This window comes from Arthrobacter sp. JUb119, assembly GCF_024807995.1.
In the GTDB taxonomy this organism is placed as follows: Bacteria; Actinomycetota; Actinomycetes; order Actinomycetales; family Micrococcaceae; genus Glutamicibacter.
Genome location: NZ_JANUFE010000001.1, coordinates 163017 through 177444 on the forward strand (window position 1 = coordinate 163017; position 14428 = coordinate 177444).

The 14428-nt window shown below is 58.7% G+C and carries 14 protein-coding genes; 11 read left to right on the forward strand and 3 right to left on the reverse strand.

The window, feature by feature from the left end:
- The first annotated feature begins 11 nt into the window (after positions 1–11).
- From rpsI to M2368_RS00875, 4 genes are all read left to right on the forward strand, one after another.
- On the forward strand, positions 12–512 hold the full coding sequence (rpsI, locus tag M2368_RS00860; RefSeq protein WP_060702200.1) for a 30S ribosomal protein S9: 501 nt from the start codon (positions 12–14) through the stop codon (positions 510–512).
- A gap of 169 nt (positions 513–681) precedes the next feature.
- Positions 682–2028, forward strand: a complete 1347-nt coding sequence (glmM, locus tag M2368_RS00865) for a phosphoglucosamine mutase (protein WP_105657641.1) — start codon at positions 682–684, stop codon at positions 2026–2028.
- Between the two features lie 148 nt (positions 2029–2176).
- The gene (locus tag M2368_RS00870) at positions 2177–3550 is read left to right on the forward strand and encodes a UDP-glucose dehydrogenase family protein (RefSeq protein WP_105657640.1); all 1374 of its coding nucleotides are present in this window, start codon (positions 2177–2179) and stop codon (positions 3548–3550) included.
- Between the two features lie 58 nt (positions 3551–3608).
- On the forward strand, positions 3609–4316 hold the full coding sequence (locus tag M2368_RS00875) for an SDR family NAD(P)-dependent oxidoreductase (protein ID WP_498723913.1): 708 nt from the start codon (positions 3609–3611) through the stop codon (positions 4314–4316).
- Between the two features lie 13 nt (positions 4317–4329).
- On the opposite strand, the gene M2368_RS00880 is transcribed toward M2368_RS00875, so the two are convergent.
- The 3 genes from M2368_RS00880 to glmS all read right to left on the reverse strand — a co-directional run bounded on the left by M2368_RS00880 (position 4330) and on the right by glmS (position 8249).
- Positions 4330–5778, reverse strand: a complete 1449-nt coding sequence (locus M2368_RS00880; protein WP_166650718.1) for an NAD(P)H-hydrate dehydratase — start codon at positions 5776–5778, stop codon at positions 4330–4332.
- A gap of 161 nt (positions 5779–5939) precedes the next feature.
- Positions 5940–6290, reverse strand: a complete 351-nt coding sequence (locus M2368_RS00885) for a holo-ACP synthase (RefSeq protein WP_105657637.1) — start codon at positions 6288–6290, stop codon at positions 5940–5942.
- 87 nt (positions 6291–6377) lie between these two features.
- Positions 6378–8249: a glutamine--fructose-6-phosphate transaminase (isomerizing) gene (gene glmS / locus M2368_RS00890; RefSeq protein ID WP_332487181.1), complete on the reverse strand. Its 1872-nt coding sequence runs from the start codon at positions 8247–8249 to the stop codon at positions 6378–6380.
- Positions 8250–8416: 167 nt separating this feature from the next.
- Between glmS and coaA the strand changes: the two genes are divergently transcribed.
- From coaA to tsaD, 7 genes are all read left to right on the forward strand, one after another.
- Positions 8417–9376, forward strand: coding sequence for a type I pantothenate kinase (coaA, locus tag M2368_RS00895; RefSeq protein ID WP_105657688.1), 960 nt, complete (start codon positions 8417–8419; stop codon positions 9374–9376).
- A gap of 110 nt (positions 9377–9486) precedes the next feature.
- Positions 9487–9885, forward strand: a complete 399-nt coding sequence (mscL, locus tag M2368_RS00900; protein ID WP_105657635.1) for a large conductance mechanosensitive channel protein MscL — start codon at positions 9487–9489, stop codon at positions 9883–9885.
- 144 nt (positions 9886–10029) lie between these two features.
- A complete protein-coding gene (alr, locus tag M2368_RS00905) occupies positions 10030–11229 on the forward strand; it encodes an alanine racemase (RefSeq protein WP_498723914.1) in 1200 nt (399 codons plus the stop codon).
- Complete coding sequence (gene tsaE, locus M2368_RS00910) at positions 11222–11800, forward strand: tRNA (adenosine(37)-N6)-threonylcarbamoyltransferase complex ATPase subunit type 1 TsaE (RefSeq protein WP_332487184.1); 579 nt, start codon at positions 11222–11224, stop codon at positions 11798–11800. The genes alr and tsaE overlap by 8 nt, the downstream gene beginning before the upstream one ends.
- The gene (gene tsaB, locus M2368_RS00915; RefSeq protein ID WP_332503137.1) at positions 11793–12470 is read left to right on the forward strand and encodes a tRNA (adenosine(37)-N6)-threonylcarbamoyltransferase complex dimerization subunit type 1 TsaB; all 678 of its coding nucleotides are present in this window, start codon (positions 11793–11795) and stop codon (positions 12468–12470) included. The genes tsaE and tsaB overlap by 8 nt, the downstream gene beginning before the upstream one ends.
- Complete coding sequence (gene rimI, locus M2368_RS00920) at positions 12467–12958, forward strand: ribosomal protein S18-alanine N-acetyltransferase (protein ID WP_332487187.1); 492 nt, start codon at positions 12467–12469, stop codon at positions 12956–12958. The genes tsaB and rimI overlap by 4 nt, the downstream gene beginning before the upstream one ends.
- Positions 12955–14034, forward strand: coding sequence for a tRNA (adenosine(37)-N6)-threonylcarbamoyltransferase complex transferase subunit TsaD (tsaD, locus tag M2368_RS00925; RefSeq protein WP_133833640.1), 1080 nt, complete (start codon positions 12955–12957; stop codon positions 14032–14034). Before rimI ends, tsaD begins: the two co-directional genes overlap by 4 nt.
- Positions 14035–14428 lie beyond the last annotated feature (394 nt).

The window sequence follows — 14428 nt, forward strand, 5'->3', positions numbered from 1 at the left end:
AGGAGATTATCGTGGCTCAGAACGCTGAAGAAACCACTGAATTCGAAGGCGAGACCCCTTCGACTTACACCACCGAGACCTCTGCTTCGGCTGTAGTTGCCGAAACCGAGCGCGCTCCGCTGACCGTTCCAGGTGCAGCAGTTGGCCGTCGCAAGCAGGCTATCGCCCGCGTTCGCCTGGTACCAGGCACCGGCAAGTGGACCGTTAACGGTCGCACCCTGGAGAACTTCTTCCCTAACAAGCTGCACCAGCAGGACGTCAACGAGCCTTTCAAGATCCTTGGTCTTGAGGGTGCTTACGACGTTATCGCTCGTATCAACGGTGGCGGCATTTCCGGCCAGGCCGGTGCACTGCGTTTGGGTATCGCTCGCTCGCTGAACGAGATCGATCGCGATGCAAACCGCGCTACCCTGAAGAAGGCTGGCTACTTGACTCGTGACGCACGCGTCATCGAGCGCAAGAAGGCTGGTCTGAAGAAGGCACGTAAGGCTTCGCAGTTCTCGAAGCGCTAAACCTTGCTTCAAGGTCTTTCCAAAGGCCCTGGCATCCTGCAAAGGACGCCGGGGCCTTTGGCCTTTTAACGCCGAAGACTGCAAGATCCCATTAATCTTTTCTCATCTCACTGCCAATGCGGGACTTTAAGCCGTATAAATCAATGCAGAGGGCATATGATTGAAGGCGATGGCAAGGTTATTTGGGACCGATGGGGTCCGAGGAAAAGCAAACGAACTGTTAACTCCCGAGCTCGCGCTGGAACTGGCGCAGGCGGCATCGGTGGTGCTGGGCTTGAGCCAGCCAGAGGACGGCTACAAGCCGGTCGCTGTGGTTGCCAAGGACCCGCGCATCAGTGGTGACTTCCTGTCTGCCGCAATTGAGGCCGGCCTGGCCGCCTCCGGCGTAGACGTCATGGATGCCGGCACGCTGCCGACTCCTGCGGCGGCATTCCTGGTAGGGGACCTGAACGCCGATTTCGGTGTCATGATCTCCGCTTCGCACAACGCGGCTCCGGATAACGGTATTAAGTTCTTGGCCCGTGGCGGCAAAAAGCTGGACGATGCGCTGGAAGATGCCATCGAAGCCTGCTTGAAGATGCCAAAGCCACGTCCAACCGGCGGTGAGGTAGGTCGAGTCTCGCGTTTCGCCGACGCTGAGGACCGCTACATCATGCACCTGCTGCAGGCCCTGCCCAACCGGCTGGATGGCATGAAGGTAGTTCTGGACTGCGCCCACGGCGCTGCTTCGGGCTGCTCCCCAGAGGTGTTCAAGGCTGCCGGCGCAGAGATCGTCGTGATTGGCGCAGATCCAGACGGCATCAACATCAATGACGGCTACGGCTCCACCCACCTGGAGAAGCTGCAGGCCGCTGTGCTGGAGCACGGCGCGGACCTGGGCATCGCGCACGACGGCGACGCTGACCGCTGTCTCGCAGTAGACCATGAAGGCACCGTCGTCGACGGTGACCAGATCATGGCCGTCATGGCACTGGACATGAAGGACCGCGGCGAACTCAAGGACAACACCCTGGTTGCCACCGTGATGAGCAACCTCGGCCTGACCCTGGCCATGGAAGCAGCAGGCATCACTGTTAAGCAGACCGGCGTGGGTGACCGCTACGTGCTCGAAGGCATGCGCGAAGGCGATTACTCCCTGGGTGGCGAGCAATCCGGCCACGTGATCTTCTCCAAGCACGCCACCACCGGCGACGGCGTGCTGACCGGCCTGATGATCGCGGCCCGCGTGAAGGCTACCGGCAAGACCCTGAAGGAACTTGCTGCCGTGCTGACCGTCCTGCCACAGGTGCTGATCAACGTACGCGGCGTAGACAAGGCCAGCGTTCCAGAATGCGAACCGCTGCAGCGGGCAATTGCCGCTGCTGAGGCACGCTTGGGCACCACCGGCCGTGTGCTGCTGCGTCCATCGGGGACCGAGCCAGTAGTTCGCGTCATGGTCGAGGCAGCTACCCACGAGCAGGCCCAGGCCGAAGCCGAAGCTCTGGCAGGATCGGTCAAGGAGCATCTGGCCCTCTAGGCCCAGTAGCTTCCCAGCAACCAACACGTAAATATCAAGAAAACTCACACCCCCACAGCGCGTTCCACGCCGGAACACGCTGCGGGGGTGTGGCATGCTAACTAATAGAAACTGATATCGGTTCGCGTTCTCGGAGAGAAGGACTTTCGTGACTTTACGCATCAGCGTGATCGGCACCGGCTACCTCGGTGCAACCCATGCCGCCTGCATGGCTGAACTGGGCTATGAAGTCATTGGACTGGACGTAGACAAAGCCAAGCTGGAAGCACTGGCCGCTGGCGTTCTGCCCTTCCACGAGCCAGGCCTGCCAGAACTGCTGCGCAAGCATGTGGCCTCCGGACGCCTGCGCTTCACCGACAGCTACGCAGAAGTCGCTGCCGGCGCGGATATCCACTTCATCACCGTGGGCACCCCGCAGCGCGCCGACTCGCAATCCGCAGACATGTCCTACGTAGACGGTGCTGTGGATTCGCTGCTGGAGCACATCACCGGCGAAGCGCTGATTGTCGGGAAGTCCACCGTGCCGGTAGGCACCGCACGCCGGCTGAGCGAGAAAATTGCCCAAGACGCCAAGAACGGAAGCAGCATCGCGCTGGCATGGAATCCGGAGTTCCTTCGAGAAGGCTTCGCCGTCCAGGATACCCTGCGCCCCGATCGCCTGGTCTACGGCCTGGAGCATGAACACGGACTGGAACTGCTGCGCAAAGTCTATGCACCGATCCTTGCCTTGGATACTCCGGAGATCGCCACGGACCTGGAGACTGCAGAACTGGTCAAGGTTGCAGCCAACGCCTTCCTGGCTACCAAGATTTCTTTCATCAACGCCTTTGCGGAGGTGACTGAAACCGTAGGCGGCGACATTAAGGTCCTTGCCGACGCCATTGGCCACGATAAGCGCATTGGACGCCGTTTCCTGAACGCTGGAGTGGGCTTCGGTGGCGGTTGCCTGCCCAAGGACATTCGAGCCCTCCAAGCACGCGTCAGCGAACTTGGCCTGAGCCAGACCATGGGCTTCTTGGCTGAAGTCGACCAGATCAATTTGCGACGCCGTGACCGCGTGGTCTCGCTGGCCTCGCACATGCTGGGCAATGAGCTGGCAGGCAAGCATGTCTGCGTACTCGGCGTGACTTTCAAGCCGAACAGCGATGATGTGCGGGACTCGCCAGCACTGGATATCGCCGTCCGCCTGTACAACGAGGGCGCTGAAGTCTCGGTCTACGACCCAGAAGGCAACGCCAACGCTGCCGGCCGTTTCCCGCGCTTGAACTACGTTGATTCCTTCAAGGAAGCGGCGAAGGATGCGGACCTGACCTTGGTGCTGACCGAATGGAATGAATTCCGCGAACTGAATCCGTCGGATCTGGCGGATCTAGTGGCCAACAAGCAGCTGATTGACGGGCGCAACGTCCTGGACCGCCCTGAATGGCGGAATCAGGGCTGGACTGTTACCGGTCCGGGTGAATACTTCGAGCTGGGCAACATGGCTCCGGCAACTACCTCGATTCCGGTACAGGCTTCCTGAAGCTAGCTGCGGTACGCGACCGCAACTGCAAGAGAGGGGGAGCCGCATGGCATACACTGTGGTCACCGGCGGTGGTCGTGGGTTAGGAGCCGCGATTGCGCTGCGTCTAGCCACCGACCGCAACTTGATCATCGGCTACAGGCAGGATGAGAAATCGGCGCAGGCAGTGGCAGATAAAGTCCGTGAGCTCGGCGCGATTTGCCATGTCCTGCAGATCGACTGCGCCAATGAAGAATCAGTGGCAAGGTTCTTCGCCCGAGTGAAGGACATTGGTGAACTTGAAGGACTGGTAAACAACGCGGGATCAGCGACGGCCATCGGAAATCTGGCAGACAACGAGTTGACCGATATCGCCGCGGATCTGAACGTAAACCTTCTGGGCCCAATTACCTGCATTAAATATGCGCTGCCCCTGCTCCGGTCACATGGCGGTGGTGCAATCGTGAACATTTCATCGGTGGCGGCTGAATCCGGAAGCCCCTTTACGTACGTGCATTACGCTGCTGCCAAGGCCGGAGTAGAAGCCTTGACAGTGGGACTGTCCAAGGAACTGGCTAAGGACGGCATCCGAGTGAATGCGGTTAGCCCGGGAACGCTTTGGACTGAATTCCATGAGGATCCACAGCGCCCTGCGCAAATCGCCGAGACGATCCCGATGGGGCGCGCAGGCAAGCCGAAAGAAGTAGCCGGTGCGGTGGCTTGGCTATTGTCTAGCGAAGCCGCCTACACCACCGGCAGCGTTCTCAAAGTTTCTGGCGGCCTCTAGAGGGACCCAGAGCCTAGAAGCCGAACTGCTTCATGACCTTAGGCAGGTTCTCGATCAGGCGCGAAGCATTGACAGTTCCCTCTGAAGCGGTCACCCGGCCCAGGTGGCCATGAATGTAAGCGGCACACGCGGTCAGTTCCATCATGCGGCGGTTAGGCACGGTTCGCAGGCCTTCGGTGCCCGTGAGCGAGCTGTCGGAGAGCATGTAGCCCAGGATGCCGGTCAGGACATCGCCGCTGCCTGCAGTGGCCAATTCTGGTGCCGAGTGGCTCACCATCAGGCTGTCGCCATTGGGGGCCACAATGTAGCTGGTTGGTCCCTTGAGCAGGACCACGGCGTTGTATGCCAGGGCGGCCCACCGGGTCCAGCGAATCGGGTCCTGGGAAATCTCATCGGGAGTGATCTTCACTCCAGCGCGGCTGAGCAGCATGCGCAGTTCCTTGGCATGAGGCGTCAGCACGCGAGGCTGCTCGCTTGGGCCGGCAGGAACGACTTCCAATCCGGACGCGTCAATGACGGCCGGCTGCGGGCTGGCAAAGACATCAGCGATGGCGCCAGTCGGGGGAGTGCGTCCATCCAAGCCCGGGCCAATGGCCCAAGCCTTGATCTTGGCGCCCTTGCCGTGAATCTGACGGCGGGAGGAAGACAGCGCTTCCTTGATCTGCTCATCATCCAGTGGCACGGACTCCGGCACGGCGACGGCCATGAGCGGCTGAATGGATTCTGGCACGTGGGTGCGAAGCAATCCGACGCCGCAGGCTACAGCGGCCTTGGCGGTCAGCTGAGCAGCTCCGGGATAAAGGCCGGAACCGGCGATGAGTCCCAGGACTCCACGCTGGTACTTGTGCCGTCCGGCATCCCGCCAAGAGCGGTGCTGGTCCAGCAGCTCGCGAGTGGCCACCTCGTCCACAAGCTGCGTTCCAGCTTGGACGGAAGAAAAGTCGAATTCGAGATCTGCCACGGTAATGTCACCGGTAACCAGCGGTCCGTCTACAGACAGAAGACCGGATTTCATGGCACCGAAAGTTACCGTGCGTTCTGCGCGAAGAACAGAGTCCTGCGCAACGCCCGTTTCAGGATCCAGGCCTGAAGGAATATCGCAGGCCAACACCCGTGCGCCAGCAGGAAGCTTCGGCAAATCAGAGCCGGCACGGTATCCAAGGCCGTAGATGGCGTCAATAATGAGCGAGGCATTAGCTAATTCGCCTTGACCGTCGGAGAGGTCCAGCACGGTACCGCCGGCAGCTTGATATGCTGCAGCACCTTCGGCATGGATCTGTTCGTGGCACTGCAGGGCCAGAGTGGAAATCTTCTGCAGTTGGAGCTCTGCCAGTGCATACAAGCCATCTCCACCGTTGTTGCCCGGGCCGATAAGCGCCACCACGAAAGCCGGATCGGCGCTGGAATTTTCGGTCAGCATGGCGACTGCCGTTGAAGCCAAATGGGCGGCTGCTTGCTTCATTAAGCTGGTCTCGCCCCGCTTGGAGTTCTCCTGGGCTTCAACCGCACGAATTTGCGCAACACTGTAGACAGGAATCATAAGACAAACAATACTCAAGGCACCTGTGCGATGCCCTATTTAATGAGATGCGTGTCGTTATTCTTTCGTCGTGGCGTTGGTGCCTAGCGTTCTGCAACCACCATTGCGATAGCCATATCTCCATCGTGGGACATGGTCAGATGCCATGATTTGATGCCACGCAGCTCGCTGGCAGCGGCCACTGAACCAGTGTTGTGAACCTGGGGATCACCGGCTTCATCTTTGCGGATAGTGCAGTCCTGCCAGTTCATGCCCGCAGGAGCTCCCAGCGCCTTGGCGATGGCTTCCTTGGCCGCGAAGCGGGCCGCCAGGGATCGCAGGGGCAGGCCCCGCTCTTCTTCGGTGAAGAGCCGTTCACGCAAGCGTGGAGTCTTCTCGAGCTGGCGGCCAAAACGCGGCACATCAACGATGTCCACTCCAATTCCTGCAATCATGCCTATCAGTTTATCCAGTGCTTGCAGGGCATAAAAATTGCGGGCATTCCCGGAAAGGGAATGCCCGCAATTCTGGTGCTCGGTGGATTACTCCACGGTCACCGACTTGGCCAAGTTGCGTGGCTGGTCGACATCGAAGCCCTTGGCGGATGCCAGTTCGCAAGCGAAGATCTGCAGTGGCACGGTGGCCAGCAGAGGCATCAGCAGGGTTGGGGTTTCTGGCACGTAGAAGACCCACTCGGAGAAGTCCTTGACCGCAGCATCGCCATCTTCGGCAATAACCAGGGTCTTAGCGCCACGGGCGCGCACTTCCTGGATATTGGAGACAACCTTGGAGTGCAGCGAGTCGCGACCACGAGGGGAAGGAACTACGACGAACACTGGCTGGCCATCGTCGATCAGGGCGATAGGGCCGTGCTTCAGCTCGCCAGCGGCGAAGCCTTCAGCATGGATGTAGGCGATTTCCTTGAGCTTCAAGGCGCCTTCCATTGCTACCGGGTAGCCTACGTGGCGGCCCAGGAACAGCACGGAGTTGGCATCTGACATGTTGCGTGCCAGATCCTTGATCTCTTCCGCGCGGTCCAGGACGTCCTGGATCTTGGAAGGGATCTTGCCCAGGTCGGCAAGGATGTCCTTGATCTGGCCCTGGAACAGGTTGCCGCGCAGCTGCGCCAGGTACAGGCCCAGCAGGTAGGTTGCGGTGATCTGTGCCAGGAATGCCTTGGTGGAAGCCACAGCAATTTCCGGACCAGCGTGGGTGTACAGCACCGCATCCGATTCGCGTGGGATGGTCGATCCGTTGGTGTTGCAGATCGACATGGTCTTGGCGCCCTGCTCCTTGGCGTAACGCACAGCCATCAAGGTGTCCATGGTTTCGCCGGACTGGGAGATCGAAACGATCAGGGTCTTTTCGTCCACGATTGGCTCGCGGTAGCGGAACTCGTGGGAGAGCTCAACTTCTACCGGGATACGGCACCACGACTCGATAGCGTACTTGGCCACGGAGCCGGCATATGCCGAGGTGCCGCAAGCAAGAACAACAATCTTGGAGATTTCGGCCAGTTCCTCTGGAGCGATACGCAGTTCGTCCAGGGTCAGTCGGCCATCAGCGTCCGAGCGGCCCAGCAGGGTGTCGGCAACAGCTGCAGGCTGGTCGAAGATTTCCTTCTCCATGAAGGATGGGAAGCCGCCCTTTTCAGCGCTGGCTGCATCCCAGTCAACGGTGAATTCCTTGCCTTCGGCCGGGTTGCCGTCGAAGTCGGTGATGGAATGGTTATCCGGGGTGATGGTTACGATCTGGTCCTGGCCCAGTTCTACGGCGCGACGGGTGAAGTCGATGAAGCCGGAGACATCCGAACCCAGGAAGTTTTCGCCATCGCCCAGACCGAGAACCAGAGGGGAGTTGCGGCGAGCCGCAACGACAACACCTGGGTGGTCCTGGTGAACTGCCAAGAGGGTGAAAGCACCTTCGAGCTGCTGAACAGCAAGCTGCATGGCGCGGGTCAAATCGCCTTCGGCCTCGGAGCTGTAGAGCTTGCCCAGCAGAGCTGCGGCAACCTCGGTATCGGTATCCGAAAGGAATTCAACGCCCTCGGCTGCCAAGCCGGCCTTGATGCCGGCGAAGTTTTCAATAATTCCGTTGTGGATCATGGCAAGTTTGCCACCATCGGCCAGGTGTGGGTGAGCGTTCTGATCGCTCGGACCACCGTGGGTTGCCCAACGAGTATGCCCAATGCCGGTCATCGACTTAGGCAATGGGGACTCGGCAATTTCATTTTCCAGATTGACCAGCTTGCCGGCCTTCTTACGAGAATGAATGGCGCCATCGGCAACAACAGCGACACCAGCCGAGTCGTAGCCGCGGTATTCCAACCGACGCAAACCTTCAATTAGAACGTCGAGGGCGCCATGATCGGCGACCTGGCTCGAGGTTCCTGCATATCCAACAATTCCGCACATGGGAAAAATCCTACCGGTTCAATGCCCATCGATGGGAATAATCGTGTCGGAGCACTCAAAATTACCTATGTCTTAGATCACCAGTCGGCCGTTTTTTGACTAATCCAAACGCCTTGTTGATGTTGTTAATTGGGATGTGGAGCATATTCTTGGCAGAATTTACCCTCGTGGAACCACACGGAACACTTGAAACGCCTATCTCGCCTTTCGTTGAACTGGAGCGCGAGACATGGGCGCGCCTGTCCAATCAAATGGAACAGCCGCTGAATTATTCGGACATTGAGCGGCTACGCGGCCTCGGCGACCAGCTGGACTTGCAAGAGGTCCGGGACGTCTACCTGCCACTGAGCCGCCTGCTGTCGCTTTATGTCGAGGGTGCCGGCGCGACGCATCAGGCAACCACTACCTTCTTGGGCGAGCAGACCAGCCGCACGCCTTTTGTCATCGGCGTCGCCGGCTCGGTTGCCGTGGGAAAGTCCACAACTGCCCGTGTTCTGCAGGAAATGCTGCGCCGCTGGCCGCATACGCCTGATGTCCAGCTCATAACCACTGATGGCTTCTTGTACCCGAATGCCGAGCTTGAGCGCCGCGGGATCATGCACCGCAAAGGGTTCCCCGAATCCTATGACCGGCGGGCGCTGCTGCGCTTTGTCTCGGCGGTAAAGTCTGGTGCCCCAGAAGTAAGCGCTCCGGTCTACTCGCACCTGACCTACGACATCATCCCGGGGGAGCGCAACGTAATCCGCTCACCGCAGGTATTGATTGTCGAGGGACTGAACGTATTGCAGCCTGCTCGAACCCGTTCCGATGGGACCGTGGGCCTGGCCCTGAGCGACTTCTTCGACTTCTCCGTCTACGTGGATGCGCGTACCGCGGATATCGAAGAGTGGTACATCAAGCGGTTCATGCGTCTGCGCTCCGGTGCCTTCTCCGACCCTGCCAGCTACTTCCACCGCTATGCCCAGCTCACTGATGTCGAGGCACGGGAAACTGCTCACGGTATCTGGAAGCGCATTAACGAGCCGAACCTCAGGGAAAACGTCTTGCCTACGCGTGGGCGGGCGCAATTAGTACTGCGCAAGGCGGCGGATCACTCGGTGCGCAGGATGCTATTGAGGAAAATCTAGGCTTCTTCAGCTGATATTTAAGCAAACGATTTCTGTGAGTTTGCCGAACTATTACAGATCGGAGCCCAAATTCGTAGTCGTGCTGTGATTTTCCTGTGTATGCTCTAACCATGCTAAAAGGTTTCCGCGATTTTATTATGAAGGGCAACGTTGTCGATCTGGCCGTTGCTGTTGTTATCGGCGCTGCCTTCGGCGCCGTAGTCACCGCCTTGGTCGATAATGTGCTGATGCCATTGATCGCCGCCCTGGTTGGATCTCCAAACTTCGACAGCTTCTTGTTGCTAACCATTGACGGCGTTGACATCAAGTTCGGTGTCTTCCTGACTGCACTGGTCAACTTCCTGCTGATTGCTGCAGCTGTCTACTTCGCGCTGGTTCTGCCAATGACCAAGCTCAACGAGCGACTGGCTGCACGCCGTGCTGCCGGTGCAGAAGAGCCAGAGGAAGAAGTAGATCCACAGCTGGAGCTGCTCGCCCAGATCCGCGACGAGCTGAAGACTCTGCGCTAAGCCCTGACAAACATCCGTCTCCAAGGGGCGGACCCAGCAACACAGTTGCTTGGGTCCGCCCCTTCCGACTTTAACTCGCACTATGTGCCGAACTGCGCACGGGTGAACAAGGCAAGCGGAACCGAAAAGTGCGAAGATGAATAGGTGAACTCTGAAGCGCTTGAAGAAAGCAACCTGACAAAGAGCACCAGCGGTGCACAGGCTATCGGATTTGAACGTCGTGCAGTCATTGACTTGTCGGCCATCCGCAACAACGTCAAGCAGATTTCTGATGTTGTAGCCCCAGCTGCAGTTATGGCCGTCGTCAAAGCAGACGCCTACGGCCATGGAGCTATCCCCGTAGCCAAGGCCGCCTTGGAGGGTGGCGCCCGCTGGATCGGGTGTGCCCATGCGACGGAAGCTCTCGCCCTGCGTGAAGCGGGCATCGATGCTCCCATGATGGCCTGGCTGCACACCGAGGACACCCCATTCGAGGCCGCCATTGATGCCGGTCTTGATCTGGGAGTCTCAGGCTGGGAACTTGAATACGTTGCCGCCGCAGCACGTGCCGTGCAGACACCGGCACGTATCCACATCAAGGTGGACACAGGACTTGGCCGCAATGGCTCCACTATGGATGCCCTGCCTGATCTGTTGAACCGCGCCAGCGACTTCCAAGAAGAAGGACTGCTGCGCGTAGTTGGCATCTTCTCCCACCTCGCGGTCGCAGATGAGCCAGAGCGGCCCGAAACGGACGAGCAGCTGGAAATCTTCAACAAGGCCATAGAACTGGTAGAAGCATCCGGCTTCGATCTTGAAGTGCGCCATATCGCCAATACGCCGGGTATCCTTTCGCGACCTGATTCACACCACGACATGGTGCGCTTGGGGTTGGGCTTGTATGGCCTGAGCCCCTTTGAAACCGACTCGCCAGAAAGTTTCGGCCTGCGTCCAGCCATGACAGTGAAGACCCGCGTGGCTAACGTCAAGAAGGTCCATCCGGGGCAGGGCGTGTCCTACGGCCTGAATTACAAGACTGAAGCGGAGACCTACCTCGGGCTGATCCCCATGGGCTATGCAGACGGTTTGCCGCGCATCGCAACAGGTGCGCCGGTAACAGTTAACGGACGCACCTACCCGGTACGCGGACGCATCGCCATGGACCAGTGCGTCATTGATCTGGGCGCGGACATCAAGCCTGAGGACTTCCTCGGCGCCGAGGCGATTATCTTCGGTAAAGGCGGGCAGTCGGTGAACACTTGGGCCTATGCGGCGAACACCATCAACTACGAAGTGGTAACCCGCATTTCTCCGCGCGTGCCCCGCTACTACATCGAAGGCAGCTGGGGTGAAGCCGGTGAGTAACCCGGTGCGGGAATTCTCCTGCCAACTAGATGACCTCACTGTTACCGAAGCGCTGGGGGAAGCTCTTGGTACCCAGCTCAAAGCCGGAGACTTGGTGATTCTTACAGGGGCCTTGGGCGCTGGTAAGACGACTCTGACTCAGTCGCTGGGCGTGGGACTGAATGTACGCGAGGGAATCATCTCGCCTACATTCGTTTTGGCCCGCCAGCACCCGGCGCTAGGCGATGGCCCCGGACTGATCCACGTGGATGCCTACCGCTTGAAGGGCCACGACGACGTGGACACCCTGGATCTCGAATCAACGCTGGCTGATTCAGTCACCGTTGTGGAGTGGGGGCTGGGCAAGGTGGAACATCTCACGGACTCGCGTCTGGAAATCCAGCTGGACCGCGAAGTCCTGGCCGCACCGAGTGCCAACCCGTGGGAAGAATCGGAGGAAGAGCTGGACGAGCCGCGGTTGTTCAGCCTGAAGGGGATCGGCCCGCGCTGGGACGAGGAAACCTTTGCCCAGTTGAAAGACACTTTGCTGTCTGCAGTAACTGCGCAGCACACGGAAGAGAAGCATGCCTAACTACTTAGCTATCGACACCTCCGCCAACGCATCGGTGGCACTGGTTGACAAAGCCACCGGTTCAGTTGTCGACCAGCGGGTTTCATCCAAGGGGAACGACCAGACCGAAACCCTGTCGGCATACGTCAAGGAACTCTTGGACGCTCATGGACAGAAAGGCCAAGACCTCGCCGGCATTATTGTCGGCGTAGGCCCAGGCCCATTCACTGGCCTGCGCGTGGGACTGGTTGCCGCACGAACCTTCGGCTTCGTATGGCAAATCCCCGTGTACGGTGTGATGTCATTGCACGCGCTCGCCGAACAGGCGCTTGACTCAAGTCAGGTTCCGGCTGAATTCGTTGTTGCATCTGATGCACGTCGCAAGGAAGTGTACTGGGCTCGATATGACCAAGACGGCACCATGGTGGATGGCCCGCACGTTTCCGCAGCTTCAGCGCTTCCGGCATTGCCGGTCTACGGCGTTGGTGCCGGGATCTACGCCGAACAACTTGAAGAGGCAGGCTCCCAGCCAATGCCTGAGTCCTTTGAATGGATTGCAAACGCCGGCTATCTTGCCCGCCGTGGCATGAATGAACTGGCAGCGGGCAAGGATCTGTCTGATACTTCGCCGCAGTACCTGCGTGAATCCGACGCGCAGGTTCCGGCATTCATGAAGCAGACCAAATCATGAGTGAAGCAAATCAGATCACTTTGCGCCGCATGGCCGCAGAAGATCTGCTGGCTGTCCACGAGCTGGAACAGCAGCTGTTTCCAGAAGACGCGTGGCCGCTGGCAGGTTTTGAATCCGAGCTAGCTCAGAGTGATACCCGCACCTACTGGGTCTATGCGGACGCTGGTCGAGTTGTCGGCTATGCCGGCCTCTGCGTGGTCTTGCCGATTGCCGATGTGCAAACTATTGCCATGCACCCGGACTACCAAGGGCGAGGCTTGGGACGCAAGCTTTTGGCATTGCTCATCCAGACCGCAGGCGAGAAGAATGCATTGGATGTGATGCTCGAAGTTCGCTTTGATAACCCCGGTGCCATTGGTCTGTATGAATCCATGGGATTCACTACCATTCACCGTCGCAAGGGCTACTACAAGGGCGGGGTAGACGCGCTTATTATGAGACTGCCGCTGGACGTCCAGCAAGGACAAGAGGAAGAACGCAACGCATGAGCAACACAGAACCCGTAGTACTGGGCATCGAGTCTTCCTGCGATGAAACCGGCGTGGGCATCGTGCGCGGCAATAGGCTGCTTGCTAACGCTGTCTCCAGTTCCATGGATGAGCACGTACGCTTTGGAGGAGTGATTCCAGAGATCGCAGCGCGTGCACACCTGGAAGCCTTTGTGCCCACCCTGCAGTCAGCTCTGGACACCGCGGAACTGACTCTTGATGACATTGACGCCATTGCCGTGACCAGCGGTCCAGGCCTGGCCGGTGCTCTGATGGTTGGAGTTTCGGCAGCCAAGGCTCTGGCGTTGGCTACAGGGAAGCCGTTGTACGGGATCAACCACTTGGTTGCTCACGTAGGTGTTGGAGTTCTCGAAGGAACCGTATTGCCGCCAACTTTCGGGGCACTGCTGGTCTCAGGGGGGCACACCGAAATCTTGAAGGTCACTTCGCTGACTAACGACGTGCAGCTGTTGGGCTCCACGATTGATGATGCAGCCGGTGAAGCCTATGACAAGACTGCTCGTTTGCTGGGTCTCGGGTATCCAGGTGGTCCGGCTATCGACAAGGCGGCTAAGGATGGAGACCGAAAGGCATTCCGATTCCCTCGCGGCTTGTCGCTGCCGAAGTTCGTGGGCAGTGCCGAGAATCCTGGCAAGCACCGCAACAACTTCTCGTTCTCAGGACTGAAGACTGCTGTAGCCCGCTGCGTCGAGCACTTCGAGGCCAACGGAGAAGAAATTCCTGTCGCTGATATTGCTGCGTCATTCCAGGAAGCAGTCGTTGACGTGATCACGTCGAAGGCAGTCCGGGCAATGCAGGAACAGGGACTGAAGACTCTGCTTCTGGGCGGGGGAGTGGCGGCGAATACTCGACTGCGTGAACTTCTGGCGGCCCGATGTGCTTCTGCGGGCATAGCCTTGGTGGTTCCTCCGTTTAGCTTGTGCACGGACAACGGCGGAATGGTTGCAGCTCTCGGCGCGCAGCTGGTTGCTGATGGAGTTTCTCCGTCTGGGCTGGAATTCGCAACCGACTCTTCGCAGCCGGTAACGAACATCGTTTTGAATTCTCGAAGCTAGACACCTGGGCAACCTCAGTTTGGGGCCACCACGTACAGGCGGTGGACCCCAAACTAATTTCTAGGGTTGTCCATCCTAATCGGCATTCGTAGTCAAGATCTGTCGGTCCAAGACTAAACAAAACTCCTAACGGGGTCATGAGCCACTGAGTGGAAAAGCGAACAGCAAGACCTCTTGCACCTATGTACGTCTATGTGTCTCAGGGTAATGATTCGTCATAGCATCACGTTGCGAAGGCTTCCTAGCCCGATCTTGCAAACCAGTCGCAAGAAGAAAATGAACTATCTCGTCCGGGGCATCCACCTCTAGCTAGGCATTGATTGCCTTTTGCGTCCTTCTCCCGAGGTGTAGGTGATCTTGTCAATAGTCTCGGGAAGACTTGGCGATGAACTGA

Coding starts and splice junctions, on each gene's coding strand:
- glmM (WP_105657641.1), top strand. CDS start 682: ATGGCAAGGTTATTTGGGACCGATGGGGTCCGAGGAAAAGCAAACGAA.
- tsaB (WP_332503137.1), top strand. CDS start 11,793: ATGCCTAACTACTTAGCTATCGACACCTCCGCCAACGCATCGGTGGCA.
- M2368_RS00880 (WP_166650718.1), bottom strand. CDS start 5,778: ATGAAGCAAGCAGCCGCCCATTTGGCTTCAACGGCAGTCGCCATGCTG.
- glmS (WP_332487181.1), bottom strand. CDS start 8,249: ATGTGCGGAATTGTTGGATATGCAGGAACCTCGAGCCAGGTCGCCGAT.
- mscL (WP_105657635.1), top strand. CDS start 9,487: ATGCTAAAAGGTTTCCGCGATTTTATTATGAAGGGCAACGTTGTCGAT.
- tsaD (WP_133833640.1), top strand. CDS start 12,955: ATGAGCAACACAGAACCCGTAGTACTGGGCATCGAGTCTTCCTGCGAT.
- M2368_RS00885 (WP_105657637.1), bottom strand. CDS start 6,290: ATGATTGCAGGAATTGGAGTGGACATCGTTGATGTGCCGCGTTTTGGC.
- rimI (WP_332487187.1), top strand. CDS start 12,467: ATGAGTGAAGCAAATCAGATCACTTTGCGCCGCATGGCCGCAGAAGAT.